This is a genomic window from Corynebacterium sp. BF-R-2 (assembly GCF_024586525.1).
GTDB classification, from domain to species: domain Bacteria; phylum Actinomycetota; class Actinomycetes; order Mycobacteriales; family Mycobacteriaceae; genus Corynebacterium; species Corynebacterium singulare.
This window is the reverse complement of sequence record NZ_JAMFTP010000007.1, coordinates 150,274-165,155: the sequence shown is the minus strand read 5'-3', so window position 1 is coordinate 165,155 and position 14,882 is coordinate 150,274. Positions and strand designations below refer to the sequence as shown.

Sequence of the window (14,882 nt, the reverse complement as noted above, 5' to 3'; positions counted from 1 at the left end):
CAACCCAGGTTGCGGTCAACGCGTTCCCAGTAGAAGTCCTCATCGTAGTGCCCGCGTAGCCGTTGGCGGTCCCCGTTCATCGCGATCGCTCCCTTCGCCTCCTGATGCAATGAATCTGGTGAGTTCAGACTACGTCTGCGATTGTTCGGTCGTCACCGAACAGTTCCGGGTGCACACTGGAGGCATGGTTGCGCGCGTGTTTCCTGAAGCGGTCCCGGATATCTCGACAGTCGCGTCGGCTCTGGCTGACTCGTCGCGGTCGGCCATGTGTGCTGCGCTCATGGACGGGCGGGCCTGGACGGTTGGTGAACTGGGCAGGTACGCGGGCCTGGCCCGGTCGACGGCGAGCGAGCATGTTGACGTGCTCGTCACCCACGGTCTCGTCCACGACATTCGGCAGGGCCGGCACCGCTACATTCGCCTGGCCGGGGAAGACATCGCACGAGTGGTCGAGAGCCTTGGCGTGGTCGCCCGCTCGCCCCTGCCCACTCCTCACAGCCTCAGCGCGTCACGGGCGAATGCGAACCTACGTGAAGGCCGCACCTGTTATCAGCACCTCGCCGGTAAGCTCGGGGTGCGCCTGGCTGAACAACTGGAAGAGCACGAGTTCATCGACTCGCACTGTCAGGTCACTAATCAAGGTCATCTCTTGTTCATACAGTGGGGTGTGCCCCCGAAGATGCTCGACACGGGCAGGTCGTGCATGGACTCCACCGAACGCCGCTTCCACCTCGCCGGCCCTCTCGGCACGGGAATCTGCAAGACTCTGCTGGATAAGGAATGGCTTTCCCGCAGGGGTCGTACCCGGGCCGTGCGTCTCACTCCCGCCGGGCGGGCAGCGCTCAACGACGCGGGGATCTCCCTCAATTGACCGACAGCCGTCCCTGAGGGCTTCAGTCGTTCTTTGGCACCGACGTGACCTTTCGGACGATCGAAAGCCGGTCGGAACAGGATGAGAGTTCCTGGCAAGGGTTGAACGGATCAAATTCGCGCGATCCTGGACGATCCGCCTGGGGATAACGAAGCATTTGGTCAAGAATATGAGGCAGCCAATCGCTTCAGGGAGACTGCGTCACGCTTGAACCGCTCGGTGTAGGTCTTGCGTGGCATGGTGGAAAGGTACCTCACTTCCCCAGCGACATGCTGGTTTCAGCGTGTCCACCACCAGGGGGTCAGGTCCGACGCAGCAGCCTTGTGAGGTAGCCATGAACCTAGCTGCCGAAGGTCACACCTTCCAATTTTCCTGCCTCGATGCCCCCGCCCCTGTTCCAAGTAGTTGGCAGTAGCACACCATCTGCTGCTGCGCCGAACTGATTACGCCTCCGCTGCCCCCCTCATAGAACTGTTCCAACCACTACTGTTCAGTTGCCCAAAATGGCACCATCCAACGCGCCACCTACTGCCCAACCAACCCCTGCTGTCTCATTCGCCTTACACGAGGTAAGAGGCATGATTGCGCAGCTACGCGACAGTTCGATAGCTAGTGCTGTTGCTGTTCCAGACACTGTTCCAGCTACTGTTCCAATCACTGTTCCAGACACTGTTCAATAGGCCTATCCAGTTATCATTACGGCAACAGATCCGTTAGCTGTTCCAAACAACATATTGAACACCACTGCGGTGCCTGCCACAGTGGGCACCCCACAGCGCGCACTGTCTCCAAGCTTTACCCCTACCAAAATATGCCCCTCAATCTGGCAACGAAGATTTAACGAAGCCACTATTCTTGCTTAGCAGACTGCAACAAAGCCCCCGTCCTGTTTAGACAGGTGACGGGGGCTTTTTCAGTGGAGCCGCCTGCGAGAATCGAACTCGCGACCTTCTCATTACGAGTGAGATGCTCTACCGACTGAGCTAAGGCGGCACAGTGCGCAATGTTTATGCACCGCGTGAGAGTTTAGCTTAGCTCACGGCTAAGAAAGAAATCGGGCCGCTTACTGCGCCGCACGCGCAGCACACGTGCTGGTTAGCGCGCACCGCACGCAAGGCGCAGGCGGCCCACCATGCCATCGAAAGCCACCTGCGGGGTGACGTTCTGCGGCAGCTGCTCGCGGCAGGTGCGGATGGCGGACTGCGCGGCAAGCAGGCCGTCTTCGCTGACCCGCTGGGCAAGTTCGCCGGCCAGCCCCGCGAAGTCCGGATGAGTCATCTCCACCTCGGCGCCGACTTTGAGCATGAGGGCATCGCGGTAAATGCCGGCAAGATCCACGAGGGCGATGTCGAGGCCGTCGGCGATGCGTCGCTTAGCGCGCTTCTTGTGGAGGTCCTCCATGTCCTTCAGGGCACTGCGGGCGTCACGCTGCGCCTTCGTCGCGCCCTTGCCCTTGGCCCCGACGCCGAAGGATTGCTCAATCTTGGTGCGCTCCGCTTCTTCGGATGCGGCGTGGGAATCCTTGGCTTCCTTCTCAATGAACTTCAGCAGCGCGGTGACGGACTGGAAGGCCTGGGAACCGTGAAAGACGTCCTCGGCCAAGTTGATGGCCATAGCACGGCGCTTCTGCGCGCCTTGGTCCTGGACCAAATGCCGCGCGCGGCCCACGTGCTGCAGGGTACTCACCGCAGCCAGGTGGGCGTCGGCTTCGTTAGCACCTTCGGCGACGAGTTGCTGAACCACGCCCTCCACGCTCGGCGCCGGGATATAAAGGTGGCGGCAGCGCGAGCGCAGGGTGGCGGAGAAATCCTCCGGATCCTCCGAGGGGGCGACCATGACGATGACGGTGCGCTCCGGCGGCTCCTCCACGGTTTTCAACAGCGCGTTGGCAGCCTCGTTACGAAGGCGGTCCGCCTTGTTGAAGATGACCACGCGCCACGGAGCCACGCTGGGCAGGCTGGCCGCGCGCCCGATGACCTCGCGCGCCTCGCCGACGGTGATGAACTGCTCCTGCGGGTCCACGTACACCAGGTCGGTGTGCTCCTGGTTCTCCAGCACGCTGCGGCACGACGGGCAGCGCCCGCAGCCCGGATCGCCGTTCTCATCAGCGGAGGTGCACATGAGGGCCGCCGCGAAGCACTGCGCCGCCAGGGAGCGCCCGGCACCGGGAGGGCCGGTAAACAACCAGGAATGGCTCATCGCGCGCGGGTCCCCCTCACCCCGCGCCGCACGGGCGGCACTGAGGATGGTGTGGGCGACCGAGGGGGCGCTGGCAAGCCTGTCGGCAACGCTGGAGGTATTCACTCGCTCTAGCCTACTGGGATAACTAGAGTGAGTAATCATGAACAGACTGATGCGTGGCGCCCGCTGGTTGTGGAGCACCCAATGGCCGATGTACGCCGCGCTCGTCTTGGGCGCCAACATCATCGGCGCCATCGCGATTATGACCTTCGTGGTCTTCTTCCTCCCTATGCCGGAGATTTCGGAGTTCATCTCCGATACCCCGCACCTATGGACCTACGGTTCACTTTTCGTCGTCTTCGCCGTCATTATCGGCATTGCGGTGACGCTGCGCATCTTCCGGCCGGTATTGGATTGGCAGCGCAACCCCACGGCCCACGACCCCAACATGGTGCGCAACCTCGTGCTGCGCATCCCCATTTACCAGGCTGGGGTGGCCGCTCTGGTGTGGTTGCTCGGCATCCTCTTGGCCGTAGTCCTCGCCAGCCAACAGTCGGCACGCCTGGGAATCGTGGTGGGTGTGTCCTCCACGCTGGCCGGCGCGCTGGTGGTGCTGCTGACCTACCTGCAGGCTGAGCGCCTCGTGCGCCCCGTGGCCGCGGAGGCGGTGGCGCGCCGCTTCGAGGATTCCACCCTGGAGCCGCCGATTAAGTACCGCCTGCTCTACACGTGGGTGATGACCTCCGGCATTCCGTTGGTGGGCATCGTTCTGGTCCTGCTGGGCCAGCAGGAGGGGCTGTTTAGCCCGGATACGGCCGATATCATGCCGGCCATGATCGCTCTCGCCGTCACCGCGGTGGGCACCGGGCTGATGGGCACCCTGTTCGCCATCATGAGCGTGGTGGACCCCATCCAGGAGCTGCAGGACGCCATCAACCGCGTGCGCCGCGGCGAGTCCGACGTGCAGGTGGATATCTACGACGGCTCCGAGCTCGGCGTGCTGCAGGCCGGCTTCAACGAGATGATGCGCGGCCTACGCGAGCGCCAGCGCGTGCGCGATATCTTCGGCCGCTACGTCGGCGCGGAGGTAGCGCAGCGCGCCCTAGAGGAGCGCCCAGAGCTGGGTGGCGAGGACCGCAAGGTGGCTGTGCTGTTTATCGACGTCATCGGTTCCACCACCTTCGCCGTCAACCACACTCCGGAGGAAGTCGTCGAAGAGCTCAACAAGTTCTTCGAGCACGTCGTGGAGGTGGTGCACCGCAACAAGGGCATCATTAACAAGTTCCAGGGTGACGCCGCCCTAGCCGTCTTTGGCGCGCCACTCACGGTCTATGACGCCAACTCCATGGCGCTCCAGGCTGCGCGCGAGCTGCGCCAGGAGCTGCGCGGACTGCAGCTGCAGGCGGGCATCGGCGTGGCCGCAGGTCACGTGGTGGCCGGCCACATTGGCGGTGCGGACCGCTTCGAGTACACCGTGATTGGTGACGCCGTCAATGAGGCCGCGCGCCTGACCGAACTGGCCAAGGACACCCCGGGCCAGGTGCTCACCAACTCCTCCACCCTGCGCGGCGCCAACGAGGCGGAGCAGGCGCGCTGGACGCTCATGAAGTCCATTGAACTGCGCGGGCGCCGCCGCATGACGCAGCTGGCGCGCCCCATCCGCCCCACGTTGGCCGAGCGCGCGCAGGGCTAATCCCAGAGGAGCAAAAAGAATAAGTCAGAGCTAGTTGGTTCTGGTAGCTTCGGGACCATGTCCACCTCACCCCACCAGCCCCAACAGCCCCTACCGCCACGCCAGACTCCGAGACCGCGCCTCCTCGTCCCCGACGTCGCCCGCGGGATGGCCCTGCTGGGCATCGCACTGGCTAATGTCACCACCGGTTGGATCCTCACCAGCGGTGAGGGCCCCGACGCTCACTTCGGCGGCGTCGACACGCTCGCGGACAAGATCTATGTGGTCTTTGCCGCCATGTTCGTCCACGTGCGTGGCCTGCCGATGTTCTCCACGTTGCTGGGCTTCGGTGTGGGGCTTATCGCGATGAGCCTGTGGCGCCGCGGCTTCCCGCTTCCACGCGCCCGTGCCGTGATAGTCAAACGCTACGGATTCTTGGCCCTCTTCGGCGCACTGCACTGCCTCTTTTTGTTCATGGGGGACATCATGATGCTCTACGGCGCCATGGGCATTCTCATCGGGCTGCTGCTCTCGCTGACAGACAAAACCCTCCTGCGCGTGGCCTACGTGCTCTTCGGGCTCCAGGTAGTGAGCGGGATTGGCCTCGGCGTGGCAGCTATGCTCGTCGATACCTCCAGCCTCGACTTGGGCAGCACCTCCCCTGCGGAAAGCTACCTGTGGCTGGTGGGCGAGCAAGCCCTGGCGCTTATCGCGCAGGTAGCGTCCATCCCCTTTACCGGCCTCGCGGTCCTGCCCGCCATGCTCGTCGGGTTTGTGTGGGCGCGCCGCGGAACGCTGGCCGGCGGTCACCGTAAGGAGCTGTGGGTGTGGATGCTCATTGCCGCGGCCATCATCCTCGGCATCGGCCTGCCGTGGGGCCTGAGCGCCGCCGGGTTCCTCGATCCGTCCCTGGGCGGGGCACTCAATGCGGCCAATAGCTGCATCGGCATGCTCACCGGCCCGGGCATCGTGGCGGCAGCCACGCTGGCCCTAGAACCCCTGCAGCGCCGTGGGGCGCGCCCGTGGTTCCTGTGGCCGCTTGTTGCTTTGGGCAAGCGTTCCATGACCGGCTACGTGCTTCAGTCCGTGTTCTTCTTGGCGCTGGTCTACCCCTTCACGCTTAACATCGGCCCGGACTTTAGTGCCGCGGGGCAGGCAGCACTAGCTGCAGGGGTGTGGCTGGCCACGCTTGTTATCGCCTGCGCCCTCGAGGCCGCGGGCAAGCCCGGCCCCTTTGAGTGGGTGCACCGGCGCCTGTCCTATGGAAAGACCATGCGCCCGGAATTGGGGGCTGTGCTTACCGACGTCCCCGGCGCGCCAGCCCATCCACCAGCAGCACCAGGCCTACCGTCTGGGCCGCCGACTGGCCCGCAGCCAGGAGCTTTCCCACAGCAGGCAGCTGCGCCGCACGCGTTCGGGCCACCGTCGCAGCCTCAGAGGCCAGAAGAAGATTGGCGCCGTGGCTCAGGCCCTGCGTAGCGTCGGCCGCGCGCAGCGCCGGGTCGCCGGCAAGCGCGGAGAGTGCCGCGGCGGGGACACCAGCGATAGCCGTCGCTAAGCGCTCACTGCGGGTTCGAGCCAGCGCAACGCCCGCAGCCCACGCCCCGGCGCGCAGGCCCCAGCCGGTGGCGTCGTTGTGTGATTCGCGCAGCTGCCACGCAAACGCCGCATACTGGGCGCTCACACTCGCCACGCCGAGCGCGGAGGGCTGAGCCGGGGCCGAGCCCGTGCCGCGCTTCGCGGCCTGGCCTACTGCAGCGGCGATAAGCCCCACGCGGGTCGCCGGGGAGCAGTCGGGGCGCAGGGCCAACAGCACGGGCGCAGTCACCGTCGCGGCGCTGCCGAGTCTGCGCCAGGAGAACAGGCCCGACCACGCGGCGGTCTCTCCTGCGGCGAGCGCGGCCAAGGTCAGGTGATCGCGGCCGGTGACGGCCGGGCGCACCGCGCGCACGAGTGCCGCGGCACCCTCCTGGGTGCGCGTAAGCATGTCACGGGCGAAGCTGGTCTGCATGTCCGGCTACTTCTTGCGCGATCCGGCCTTGACCACGCGCTTCGTGCCAGGCGACGGCTTCTTCGTGGCCTTCTTAGTCGACTTTTTCGTGCTCTTCTTACTCGACTTCTTCGCAGCCTTCTTGGTGCTCTTCTTGCCGGACTTCTTCGTCGACTTCTTGGCACCGCCGTTGGCGGCTTCCTTGGCGCGGCGTTCGGAGAGGAGCTCGTTCGCGCGGGCGTCGGTAAGCTGCTCCGGATCGTCGCCGCGGCGAAGCGAGGCGTTCGTCGTGCCGTCGGTGACGTACGGGCCAAAGCGGCCGTCCTTGACCGTCATGGGCTTGCCGGAGACGTCGTTGTCACCCAGCTGCTTGAGCGGCGGCTGCGCGGCCGCACGGCCACGGCGCTTCGGCTCCGCGTAGATGCGGCGCGCCTCATCCAGCGTGATGCTAAAGATCTGCTCCTCGTTGGCCAGGGAGCGCGAGTCCTTGCCCTTCTTCAAGTACGGGCCGTAGCGGCCGTTCTGCGCGGTGATGACCTCACCGTCAACCGGGTCGGTGCCCACCTCACGCGGCAGACTCAGCAGCTTGAGGGCTTCCTCGAGGGTGACGCTGGACGGCTCCATCGAGGCAAAGAGCGAGGCCGTGCCCGGCTTCAGCTTCTCTTCGATGTACTCGGCGATGCGCTTTTCCTTCTGCTTCGCCGCCGTCTTGGTCTCCCAGTTCTTCGCACGCTTGCCTTCGGCGGCGCGCTCGGCGTCCTCCGCTGCGCGCTCCTGCTTGACCACCTCCTCGGCTTCGGCCTCGGCGGTCTCGCGTTCGTCGTCGCGCATCTGCTCGGTCACATACGGGCCGAAGCGGCCTTCCTTAGCCACGATGGTGCGGCCGTTCTTCGGGTTCTGGCCCAGCTCACGGCCGCCCTGCGGGGTGGCAAAGAGCTTCTCCGCGAGGGCCTCGTTGAGCTCATCCGGGGTGACGGTTTCGGAGAGGTTGGCGCGCTGATACTCCACCGTGCCGTCCTCGTTGGTGCCCACGGCGCGCTCGATGTAGGGACCGTAGCGGCCCACGCGCACGAAGACATCGCGGCCTTCGGCGTCGGTGTACAGACGCAGTGAGTTGACCTTGCGGGCGTCGATGGCTTCCAGGTTGATGTCCACCAAGGACTTCAGGCCGCCGTGGCGAGCGATGGACGCCGCCTTCTGGTCACCTACCTCAGTGTTGCCGAAGTAGAAGTTGGTCAGCCACTCCGTGCCGTTCTCGCGGCCGGCAGCGATGGAGTCGAGCTCATCCTCCATGGAGGAGGTGAAGTCATAGTCCACGAGCTCGGTGAAGTTGTTCTCCAGCAGTCCGACGACGGCGAAGGCAACCCAAGAGGGCACCAACGCATTGCCGCGCGAGAGCACGTAGCCGCGGTCCTGGATGGTCTTGATGATGGACGCGTACGTCGACGGACGCCCAATGCCCAGGTCTTCCATCTTCTTGACCAGGCTGGCCTCGGTATAGCGCGCCGGCGGGTTGGTGGTGTGGCCGTCCGCAGTAACCGCGGACGTCGTCAGCGTGTCGCCTTCGTTGAGGTGCGGCAGGCGCGACTCTTCCTTCGAGCCCTTGGCAGCCACATCCTCGTAAGCCTTGAGGAATCCCGGGAAGGTAATGGTGCGGCCGGTGGCAGAGAAGTCCGCATCGCGGCCATCCGCAGTCACGGCGACGGTGACCTTCATCGAGGTTCCCTTGGCATCGGCCATCTGGGAGGCCACGGTGCGCTTCCAAATCAGCTCGTAGAGCTTGTATTCCTCAGCGTCGAGCTGGCCGGCCAGCTGGCCCGGGGTAGCGAAACGCTCACCGGCGGGGCGGATGGCCTCGTGGGCTTCCTGGGAGTTCTTCACCTTACGGTCATAGGTGCGCGGGCCATCAGCCACAAACTCGGCACCAAAAATGGAGGTCGCAGCCTCACGCGCCGCGCTCAGGCCCTGCGTGGACAGGGAGGTCGAGTCGGTACGCATATAAGTAATGTGACCGTTCTCGTAGAGGCGCTGCGCAATACGCATGGTGCGCTCCGAGGTGTAGTGCAGGCGGCGGCCGGCCTCCTGCTGCAGCGTCGAGGTCATGAACGGCGCGGCGGGTTTACGTGAGTATGGTTTGTGCTCAACGCTGGCCACGGTCATGGTGGAGCCTTCAAGTGCGCGAGCGAGGGCTTCTGCCTCTGCCTGCTTGACGACGACCACCTCGTCGCTCTTCAGCTGACCCCGATCGTCGAAGTCACGGCCCGCCGCGACGCGCTTGCCGTCGAGCGCGCTCAAACGGGCATCGAAGTCCGGGGTGGACTGCAGCGTAGCGGTCAGATCCCAGTACTCAGCCGGAATGAACGCCATGCGCTCGCGCTCACGCTCCACGATGACGCGGGTAGCCACCGACTGCACGCGGCCTGCAGACAAGCGCGGCATAACCTTCTTCCACAGCACCGGGGAGACCTCGTAGCCGTAGAGTCGGTCGAGGATGCGGCGGGTCTCCTGGGCGTCGATAAGATCGGCGTCGAGCTCACGGGTGTTCTCTGCGGCCTCCAGGATTGCGGACTTGGTGATCTCATTGAAGACCATGCGGCGCACCGGCACCTTGGGTTTGAGCACCTCGAGCAGGTGCCAGGCAATGGCCTCACCCTCGCGGTCGGGGTCTGTTGCGAGGTAGAGCTGATCGCACTGCTTCAGCTTGGACTTGAGGTCCGCGACCTTCTTCTTCTTGTCCTGGCTGATGACATACAGCGGCGTGAAGTTATCCTCTGGGTTCACGCCCAGGCGTGCCCAGGATTCCTTCTTGTACTTAGCGGGGACATCGGCAGCTCCGCGGGGAAGGTCGCGGATGTGGCCGACGGAGGCCTCAACGATGTACTTATCGCCGAGATAAGGCTGAATCTTCTTCGCCTTGGTTGCTGACTCGACGATGACCAGGGTTTTTCCCGGGCCGGAACCTTCTGCCACTTCGACTTCATCCCTTCCGATGGCTAGCCCTCTGCTGGGCAATTGCCCCTAGCGTACACAGGTAAAGGCTTACTGTAGTTATTAGGGCCACTGCGCGCCCACATGTGAGGGGTCTATACTTGCGCTCTGAGAAACCGCCCCACAGCGCGACGCAGGGAGTCAGCATGATCGCTTCTATTACCGCATGGTTCGAGGTCATCATGGCCACCCAGTGGATTTATCCACTGGTGGGTGTCCTGATTTTCCTCGATTGCTTCTTCCCTGTCCTGCCCTCCGAAATTCCCCTCAACATGGTGGGTGCGTGGTCCGGTTCGCAGGGTTTTCCCCACGTGCCCACGATGTTTTTCGTGGCCACGGTGGCCGCGATTCTGGGCGATAACTTGTGTTTCCTTTTGGGCACGCGGCTCATTGCCCTTATTAATAGAGCCCAAAAAGGTACCAAGGCTTATGACGCTTTGATGTGGGTTAAGCGCAATATTCGGCGCAGTGGCGGCGCGGCCATCATCATCGCGCGCTTCATCCCGTCGGCCCGCCTGTTCATGACAATCTTGTTGGGTTCGATGCGTTATCCGTGGCCGCTGTTTTTCTTCTTCGACACCTGCGGAGTGTTGCTGTGGGTAGCCCAGGCGCTGGCCATCGGTTACCTCGGCGGCGTGGCCTTTTCTGACTCACCGGCAATAGCCATGCTGATTTCCATCATCGCCGCAGTCATCATTGGCTTCGGCCTGCAGAAAGGCCAAAACAAGCTCATGGAGTGGTGGGATGCCCGCCGCGGCTACGCGGAAACCCCCTAGACGGTTTCAACGTTGGTGGCCTGCGGGCCCTTAGGCCCTTCGCCCACCTCGAAGGAGACGCGCTGGTTGTCTGCCAACGTGCGGAAACCTGATCCCTGGATTTCGGTGTAATGCACGAAGAGGTCGCCGGAGCCGTCCTCCTGCTCAATGAAGCCGTACCCTTTTTCGGCGTTGAAGAATTTGACGGTACCGTATGCCATGATGAGTTGTCCTTTGCGGAAGTAAAATGCTCAATCTGTTGCACCAGTGTGCCACGTTTTGGGCACGCGCGGCAGAACAGTGGAGGCGAGCGTGAACGAGAACCCCATGGGCGAGGAGCTCGTCGAGCACCTCGTCGAGCGCTTCGCCGAATCTGAACTGACGCATTCGACGACCCTTCCGGCCCAACCTGCCCAGTATGCGCCGTGGCCCGAGTGGGTCCTGCCGGAGCTTCAGGCCGCGTTGGTAGAGCAGGGTGTGTCCAAGCTCTATGCCCACCAGGTCGCAGTAGCGGAGGCTGCCTGGTCAGGTCAGGATGTGGTGGTGGCTACCGGTACGAGCTCGGGAAAGTCCTTAGGCTACCGCCTGCCTATTCTCACAGCCTTGGCGCAGGACCCGACCGCCTGTGCGCTGTATATCACGCCGACGAAAGCGCTGGGGTCGGACCAGTTGCGCGCGGTTCTGGAACTCACACAGGGCATCGCCGCGCTTCACGACGTCCACCCCGCCCCCTACGACGGCGATACCCCCACCGAAGCGCGTACCGGCATCCGCGACCACGCACGATTCATCTTCTCTAACCCGGACATGATTCATTCCTCCCTGCTCGGCGCGCATCAGCGCTGGGCACGCGTGCTGCGGCATCTACGCTTCATCGTCATCGATGAGGCGCATGCCTATCGCGGTGTCTTCGGGGCAAACGTGGCCTTGGTTGTTCGTCGACTACTGCGGCTGTGCGCGCACTATGGCTCGCAGCCGGTGATCGTTGCGGCCTCGGCCACCATGCGGGATCCTTCCGCCCACGCTCTGCGCCTAACTGGGCGTGACATGCTGGCCGTCACCGAGGACGGCGCGCCGACGGGTGCGCGGACTGTGGCCTTATGGGAACCCGGGTTCATGGAGGGAATCGAAGGCCAGAATGGTGCCCCAGTGCGCCGCGCCGCCACCACGGAAGCCGCGTGGATGATGGCCGCTCTGGTGGCGCAGGGAGCCCGAACATTGACATTCGTCCGCTCGCGGCGCGCGGCGGAAACCACGGCACTGCGAGCTGCCGAAGAGCTCTCCGGCAAACTAGGCCGTTCAGATTTCGCGCGGCGCATCGCTGCCTACCGCGCTGGTTACCTCGCCGAAGACCGCCGCGCGTTGGAGCAGGCGCTTGATGACGGCTCCCTGCTCGGCGTTGCCACCACTTCTGCATTAGAACTCGGCATCGACGTTGGTGGCCTCGACGCCGTCATCACCGCCGGATTCCCTGGCACCGTCGCCAGCTTCTGGCAGCAGGCTGGTCGTGCGGGTCGCCGTGGCCAGGGCTCGCTGGTGGTCCTCGTGGCTCGCGATGAGCCGATGGACACCTACCTTGTTCACCACCCTGAGGCTCTCTTGGGCCGGCCGGTCGAAGCCAGCGTGTTCAACCCCGCCAACCCCTATATCCTGGGCGGACACGTGTACTGCGCGGCGGTGGAAAAACCGCTCACGGATGCTGACGTTGCCGCCTTCCGTGCCGAAACCGTCGTGGAAGACCTGGCCCAGCGAGGCTTCCTGCGCCACCGCCCCCAGGGCTGGTTTGCTGCTCCCCTGCCTGCCGGCTCAGCCGACCTGACCCCAGAAACCGCGCATGCGGCTGTGTCCCTGCGCGGTGGCTCCGGTGAGGAGGTCATGATTGTGGATTCCTCCGATGGCCGTCTGCTGGGCACCATTGATGCCGCCCGCGCCGTGAGCCAGGTGCATCCCGGCGCGGTGTACCTTCACCGCGGCGAAAGCTACGTCATCGAGGACCTGCAGCTGAGTGAAGACTCTGAACCAGGGGTGGCGCTTGCCGTGCCCAAGACTCCGGACTACACCACGCAGCCAAAGTCCACGACGGACATCCGAATTCTCAGCGAGGCCGACGAACTGGTCAACTACGCGCCGGGCCTGTGGGTTGCGAGCTTGGAGGTAGAGGTAACCGACAAGGTAACCGGCTACCAGGTGAAGCTTCCCGATGGCTCCGTGGGTGAGGACATCCCTCTTGACCTTCCGGAGCAGCGCCTGGTGACCCGCGCGGTGGCCTACACCATCGATCCGCTGGCACTAGCAGCGATGGGAGTCACCGCGGGGCAAACACCGGGCACGCTACATGCAGCAGAGCACGCCGCCATTGGTCTGCTGCCGCTCATTGCCACGTGTGACCGCTGGGATATTGGCGGCGTATCCACCGCCCAGCACGCCGATACCGGCCTGCCCACGGTCTTTGTGTACGACGGGCACCCAGGTGGAGCCGGCTTCGCCGAGGAGGGCTTCCGCCGCTTCCCAGAGTGGATCGAGGCCACCTTCGAAGCCGTGCGCTCGTGTCCCTGCGAATCCGGCTGCCCGTCGTGCGTGCAATCCCCCAAGTGCGGCAACGGCAACAATCCGCTGGATAAGGCAGGTGCCGTGGCCCTCCTGGGCGCACTAGTCACGATGACGTCTTAGATAAAATTCCTACTTCTAAAATCATTGTGATGCTCTCACCCCATAAGAACCGAAGTGATGTAGATGTAATTGTCATCGCGCGTAACAACGATCCCGTATTTAAGGGCCGGCGAATTTTGCGCAGTAATATCATCGATTGATCCATCAGCTTCAGCCATGTCTAGAAGCGAATACCGAACGCGCAACACAACAGTGAATCCCCCATTTTTGTACTCAATGACCTCGCCCTTCCATTTATCCCCAACGGACAATGTCAACTCTGGCGTTCTTGTATGTTCACGAAGCGCAACGCTCTTGACTCGATTGCTTGCGGTAGCACCACTGCGTTCCATAAAGGAGTTTTGTTGACGATCAACCTCGCTTACGAGGCGATCCAATGCAGTGTCGGATAGTCCAAGCCGCTCCTTAAACGTCGGATTCACTCCGAAATTCTTCTCCGCGATCATTCGGGATTCTTCGAGGGAGATTCCTGGCTCCTGCCCTGGGGTAGACGGACGGGCTGGAGAAGAAATATTCGTACCAGAGTTATCCGAACCAGCCCCCTTGCTGCTTCCAGTTGTCACGCCAACGAGGGCGCCAACAACAGCGATAGCTGCCAGAATCGCTCCGACTATTTGTTGCATACCGACACGGCCAAAGCCGGGGATCTCAATGCTGGGCATTGCTTAGACCTTTCGAGAGAAAAGAGAATGAGAGACTCTTTAAGTATTTACTCTCTATTCAGGCCTGTCAATCGCTTTAACCTGCATAAATAGTGAATTCCGTTACGGAATGCACCTCACGTGGACGTAACTCGTTGTTCCACTGGTACCTGTAGCAACGAAACCCCACGCGAGTGCATTTTCCCAACTCTAAATGCGCGGAATCTTCTTAGATTGGGCCGGCGCGGGCGATGGCACTGCGGCTGCGGACCTTGGCGGTGACTTCAACGTCGCGGTCATCAACGGCACAGGTGTCAAGGCGCGCGTTGTTTAAAGCGGCAACCTCCTCAGCTTTCGAGCAGGCGTCCCTGCCCTTGGCTACCTCCCACGCGCCGGCCACGGCGGCGAGGTCCGCCGCCACCTGTGCAGTATGGCGTGCGGCAACGGCTGCACCTACTGCTGCGACCGCCAGCAACAGCGAGGTCACAGCGGTGATGATCCCGGCGGTGACGACGGTGGCATAGCCGCCGTCAGTTGCCAGAACAACCTTCCACCTTGGTTGACGATGCCTCACCGTCGAACCTCCTCTGCTGTGCCGGCACCTATCTCCGCGGGGAAGACCGCCTGCGCGCGCATAGTTCCCAAAGGTGCTGGCACGGCGGCTTCCGCAGTAATAAGGCCGGAGCTTTCAGTGAAGGTGATGTCAACGCCATCGCGGTGGTACTCCACGCCGATGGCGGCGGACCGAGCAGCAGCGCCTGCGGCATCGATGGCAGCGAGGTGGGCAGACAGGGTTGCTATACCGCCCACGATTCCCGCGGCCACGATAACCAGAGAGGCCAACGAGAGGGCTGCTTCGATGGTGACGGAGCCGGCGTCGTCAAGCACGCGCATTAGACCGGTGTGTTGGAGAGCGCGTCAGTAATGATGGACGTGATGGCGCTGGTAACTTGGCCGCCATTGACCACGGCGTACAGCACCGCGGCAAGGGCTGCTGCGGCCAAGCTGCCCATGGCGTATTCAATCGTGGACATCCCGTCCTCATTAGCCAATTGCGCCTGGATAGTGCGTGTTTTCTGCATGATTGTACCTAACTTTCGTGTGATGTTTGTGC

The 14,882-nt window shown here is 63.2% G+C and carries 12 protein-coding genes and 1 tRNA gene; 5 read left to right on the top strand and 8 right to left on the bottom strand.

All coding sequences use genetic code 11. The features are described from left to right. Window positions 1-109: 109 nt before the first annotated feature. Window positions 110-871, top strand: coding sequence for a helix-turn-helix transcriptional regulator (locus M5J09_RS06595; protein WP_257157344.1), 762 nt, complete (start codon window positions 110-112; stop codon window positions 869-871). A gap of 917 nt (window positions 872-1,788) precedes the next feature. Here M5J09_RS06595 and M5J09_RS06590 read toward each other — a convergent pair. Continuing rightward, window positions 1,789-1,864, bottom strand: a tRNA-Thr gene (locus M5J09_RS06590). Window positions 1,865-1,966: 102 nt separating this feature from the next. Further along, window positions 1,967-3,214 carry a DNA polymerase III subunit delta' gene (locus tag M5J09_RS06585; protein WP_257157343.1) on the bottom strand — a complete coding sequence of 416 codons (1,248 nt, stop codon included), beginning with the start codon at window positions 3,212-3,214 and terminating at the stop codon, window positions 1,967-1,969. Between M5J09_RS06585 and M5J09_RS06580 the strand changes: the two genes are divergently transcribed. Beyond that, window positions 3,213-4,745, top strand: coding sequence for an adenylate/guanylate cyclase domain-containing protein (locus M5J09_RS06580; protein ID WP_257157342.1), 1,533 nt, complete (start codon window positions 3,213-3,215; stop codon window positions 4,743-4,745). The two genes, M5J09_RS06585 and M5J09_RS06580, sit on opposite strands and share 2 nt — an antisense overlap. A gap of 57 nt (window positions 4,746-4,802) precedes the next feature. Continuing rightward, the gene (locus tag M5J09_RS06575; RefSeq protein WP_257157341.1) at window positions 4,803-6,203 is read left to right on the top strand and encodes a DUF418 domain-containing protein; all 1,401 of its coding nucleotides are present in this window, start codon (window positions 4,803-4,805) and stop codon (window positions 6,201-6,203) included. Between the two features lie 538 nt (window positions 6,204-6,741). Here M5J09_RS06575 and topA read toward each other — a convergent pair. Further along, window positions 6,742-9,684: a type I DNA topoisomerase gene (gene topA / locus M5J09_RS06570; RefSeq protein ID WP_257157340.1), complete on the bottom strand. Its 2,943-nt coding sequence runs from the start codon at window positions 9,682-9,684 to the stop codon at window positions 6,742-6,744. Between the two features lie 164 nt (window positions 9,685-9,848). Between topA and M5J09_RS06565 the strand changes: the two genes are divergently transcribed. After that, window positions 9,849-10,478, top strand: coding sequence for a DedA family protein (locus M5J09_RS06565; RefSeq protein ID WP_257157339.1), 630 nt, complete (start codon window positions 9,849-9,851; stop codon window positions 10,476-10,478). On the opposite strand, the gene M5J09_RS06560 is transcribed toward M5J09_RS06565, so the two are convergent. Next, a complete protein-coding gene (locus M5J09_RS06560) occupies window positions 10,475-10,678 on the bottom strand; it encodes a cold-shock protein (protein ID WP_042529013.1) in 204 nt (67 codons plus the stop codon). The genes M5J09_RS06565 and M5J09_RS06560 overlap by 4 nt on opposite strands. Before the next feature lie 106 nt (window positions 10,679-10,784). Between M5J09_RS06560 and M5J09_RS06555 the strand changes: the two genes are divergently transcribed. After that, a complete protein-coding gene (locus M5J09_RS06555; protein WP_257157345.1) occupies window positions 10,785-13,127 on the top strand; it encodes a DEAD/DEAH box helicase in 2,343 nt (780 codons plus the stop codon). 35 nt (window positions 13,128-13,162) lie between these two features. Here M5J09_RS06555 and M5J09_RS06550 read toward each other — a convergent pair whose 3' ends face one another. The 4 genes from M5J09_RS06550 to M5J09_RS06535 form a co-directional block, all read right to left on the bottom strand. Continuing rightward, window positions 13,163-13,789: a hypothetical protein gene (locus tag M5J09_RS06550; protein ID WP_239180270.1), complete on the bottom strand. Its 627-nt coding sequence runs from the start codon at window positions 13,787-13,789 to the stop codon at window positions 13,163-13,165. Between the two features lie 208 nt (window positions 13,790-13,997). After that, window positions 13,998-14,342 carry an Rv3654c family TadE-like protein gene (locus M5J09_RS06545; protein ID WP_257157338.1) on the bottom strand — a complete coding sequence of 115 codons (345 nt, stop codon included), beginning with the start codon at window positions 14,340-14,342 and terminating at the stop codon, window positions 13,998-14,000. Beyond that, window positions 14,339-14,662, bottom strand: a complete 324-nt coding sequence (locus M5J09_RS06540) for a hypothetical protein (RefSeq protein ID WP_257157337.1) — start codon at window positions 14,660-14,662, stop codon at window positions 14,339-14,341. The genes M5J09_RS06545 and M5J09_RS06540 overlap by 4 nt, the downstream gene beginning before the upstream one ends. Next, window positions 14,662-14,850: a DUF4244 domain-containing protein gene (locus M5J09_RS06535; RefSeq protein ID WP_042529004.1), complete on the bottom strand. Its 189-nt coding sequence runs from the start codon at window positions 14,848-14,850 to the stop codon at window positions 14,662-14,664. Before M5J09_RS06535 ends, M5J09_RS06540 begins: the two co-directional genes overlap by 1 nt. Window positions 14,851-14,882: the final 32 nt, after the last annotated feature.

Coding starts and splice junctions, on each gene's coding strand:
- M5J09_RS06585 (WP_257157343.1), bottom strand. CDS start 3,214: ATGATTACTCACTCTAGTTATCCCAGTAGGCTAGAGCGAGTGAATACC.
- M5J09_RS06535 (WP_042529004.1), bottom strand. CDS start 14,850: ATGCAGAAAACACGCACTATCCAGGCGCAATTGGCTAATGAGGACGGG.
- M5J09_RS06555 (WP_257157345.1), top strand. CDS start 10,785: ATGGGCGAGGAGCTCGTCGAGCACCTCGTCGAGCGCTTCGCCGAATCT.
- M5J09_RS06565 (WP_257157339.1), top strand. CDS start 9,849: ATGATCGCTTCTATTACCGCATGGTTCGAGGTCATCATGGCCACCCAG.
- M5J09_RS06575 (WP_257157341.1), top strand. CDS start 4,803: ATGTCCACCTCACCCCACCAGCCCCAACAGCCCCTACCGCCACGCCAG.
- M5J09_RS06580 (WP_257157342.1), top strand. CDS start 3,213: ATGAACAGACTGATGCGTGGCGCCCGCTGGTTGTGGAGCACCCAATGG.
- M5J09_RS06550 (WP_239180270.1), bottom strand. CDS start 13,789: ATGCCCAGCATTGAGATCCCCGGCTTTGGCCGTGTCGGTATGCAACAA.
- M5J09_RS06540 (WP_257157337.1), bottom strand. CDS start 14,662: ATGCGCGTGCTTGACGACGCCGGCTCCGTCACCATCGAAGCAGCCCTC.
- M5J09_RS06595 (WP_257157344.1), top strand. CDS start 110: ATGAATCTGGTGAGTTCAGACTACGTCTGCGATTGTTCGGTCGTCACC.
- M5J09_RS06560 (WP_042529013.1), bottom strand. CDS start 10,678: ATGGCATACGGTACCGTCAAATTCTTCAACGCCGAAAAAGGGTACGGC.